The following is a 2,754-nucleotide window of genomic DNA, read 5'->3' on the forward strand; positions in this document are numbered from 1 at the left end:
CGGCGCGCCTGCCGGAAGCGAAGTTGCTCGCCATCCTCGATGCCGTGATCGGCAACATTTCCGCCGCGCCAGCCGCACCTCCGCCCGCTGTGCCGCTGCCCGACGCTCCGCTGCGGGAATGCGCCGTCGCAGTGGAAGGCATGACCTGCGCTTCCTGCGCCCTGCTGATCGAGATGAAGCTCAAGCGCGATCCGCGGGTGAGCAAGGCCAGCGTCAATTACGCCGCCGGCACCGCCAGCGTGACGGGGGCGCTCGGCCGCGAGGAGGTTTCCGCCCTGGTTGCCAGGCTCGGCTATACGCCGCGCCCGATGGATACGCTGGCGCAGCGGCGTCTGGTGGTGGAGCGGGAAAAGGCGCAACTGGCACAGGCCAAACGCCGCTTCCAGCTTGCCGCCCTGCTCGCGGTGCCGGTGGCGGCGCTGGGCATGGTGATGCACCGCTCCCCCCTGTTGCGCCTGGTCGAATTCGCGCTCACCAGCGCCGTCATGTTCGGCCCCGGCGCGGAAATCTTCAAGAAAGCCGCGCTGCTTGGCCGTCAGCGCGCCGCCAACATGGATACGCTGGTGGCGCTGGGCGCAGGCGCCGCCTACCTCTACAGCCTGCCCGGCTTGGCGCGGCGGCATCATCACGTCTATTTCGAGGCCGCCGCCAGCATCCTCGCCTTCGTCCTGCTTGGCCGCTACTGGGAAGAAAAGGCGAAAGGCCGCGCCAGCGAGGCGATCCGCAAACTGATCGAACTGCAACCGGAAACCGCCACCCTCATGCGTGACGGGCGCGAGTTCGCGGTGCCGATCGACGAGGTGGCGGTCGGTGACATCCTGCGCGTACGCCCCGGCGAGCGCATCCCGACCGATGGTGTGGTGCTCGAAGGGCACTCCAGCGTCGACGAGGCGCTGATTACCGGCGAATCGCTGCCGGCGGCGAAAAATCCGCAAGACCCGGTCATTGGCGGCTGCCTCAACGGCATGGGCAGCTTCACCCTGCGCGTCACCGCCGTCGGTGGAAACACCGTGCTGGCCGGCATCGTCCACCTGGTCGATCATGCCCAAGGTGCCCAGCTGCCGGTGCAAAAACTCGCCGACCGCAGATCCGCGCGTTTTGTGCCGGCGGTCGGCGGCATCGCCGCGCTCACTTTTTCCGGCTGGATGCTGGCCGGCCATCCCCTGTCGCGCGCGCTTTCCCATGCCGTCGCCGTTCTGCTGATCGCCTGCCCGTGCGCGCTGGGGCTGGCCACGCCCACCGCGATCATGGTCGGCACCGGCCAAGCCGCGCGGCGCGGCATCTACATCCGCAACGGCGAAGCGCTGGAAACCGCGGCCAAGCTCACCACCGTGGTATTCGACAAGACCGGCACCATCACCGAGGGCAAGCCAGCGGTCACCGACTTCGTCAATGCCTCCGGACTCGACGACCTCAATTTGCTCGCAATCGTGGCGGCGGCGGAAAACCATTCCGAACATTTCCTGGCGCGGGCAATTGGCGCCTATTGCCGCGAGTGCAACGCGCCGGAGGCTAAGATCAGCGGCTTCGAGGCACTGGCGGGGCGGGGCGTGCGCGCCAGACACGGCAAGAGCTCCCTGCTCGTCGGCAACGCCGCCTGGCTTGCGGAAAACGGCGTAGCGGCCGGCGATCTCGTCAACCTGGCGGAAACCTTCGCCGGCCAGGGCAAGACCCCGGTGTTCGTGGCACTGGGCGGCAAGGCGGCGGCACTGTTCGCCATCGCCGACCGGCCGCGCGAGGGCGCCCGAGCGGCGATCGCTCTGCTCCACCACCTCGGCATCGAAACCGTGATGGCGACAGGTGACGTCGAGGCCGTCGCCCGCCACATCGCCGGCGAAGTGGGCATCGACCGGGTCGTCGCGCGCGCCACCCCCGCCGACAAGCTGGCGCTGATCCGCGACTTGCAGGCGCAAGGGCAGCGCGTCGGCATGATCGGCGACGGCATCAACGATGCGCCGGCGCTCGCCGCCGCCGACGTCGGCTTCGCCATCGGCAGCGGCGCCGACATTGCGCTGGAGGCCGCCGACATCACCCTGGTGGGCGGCGACATCGCCCGCGTCGCCGCCGCCATTGAACTGTCGCGGCGGACGATGCAGATCATTCGCCAGAATCTGTTCTGGGCGCTCGGCTACAATGCCGTTTCGATCCCCGTCGCGGCCGCCGGACGGCTCAGCCCAATGATCGCCTCGGCGGCAATGGCGATGAGCTCGGTGTCGGTGGTCACCAATTCGCTGCGGCTGCAACGGGACTGACCGAGCGGCATGGAGCACGCCCACCGCATCGCCGAGTTCTCCTACTGGCTCGCCTTCATGACCGGCATCCTCGGCAGCGGCCACTGTATCGGCATGTGCGGCAGCCTGGTGTCGGGCTTCTTCCTGCGCCTCGGCGCCAAGGGATATGCGCCCTATCTCGCCTATCACGCCGCCCGCATCACGGTCTATGCCGTGATCGGCCTGACGGCCGCTTCTCTGGGCGCGGTGCTGGTGCAGACCGGCATTATCGGCAAGGCGCAGGGCATCCTGCAAATTCTCGCCGGCATCATCGTGATTCTGCTCGGTCTCGATCTGCTCGGCCTGTCGCCGGTGCGCAACACCTTGAGCTTCGCGCCGCTCGCCTGGATCCGCCGGCAGTTCGCCGCCGCCACCCGGCGTGGTCCGGTGGGCGGCGCGGCCATCGGCGGGGCGCTCAACGGGCTGATGCCGTGCTCGATGACCATGGCAATGGCGGTGCAGGCCACCACCGCGCCCAGCCCGG

General features: G+C 68.8%; 2 protein-coding genes. Both read left to right on the top strand.

The window, feature by feature from the left end:
* Window positions 1-2,252, top strand: a 2,252-nt coding sequence (locus tag Q8S40_RS01525) for a cation-translocating P-type ATPase (protein WP_305669025.1), incomplete at its 5' end; no start/stop codon positions are given.
* A gap of 57 nt (window positions 2,253-2,309) precedes the next feature.
* On the top strand, window positions 2,310-2,754 hold a 445-nt coding region (locus tag Q8S40_RS01530; protein ID WP_305669026.1), incomplete at its 3' end, for a sulfite exporter TauE/SafE family protein.

Origin of the sequence: Falsiroseomonas sp., assembly GCF_030695085.1 — a bacterium.
Lineage (GTDB): Bacteria > Pseudomonadota > Alphaproteobacteria > Acetobacterales > Acetobacteraceae > Falsiroseomonas.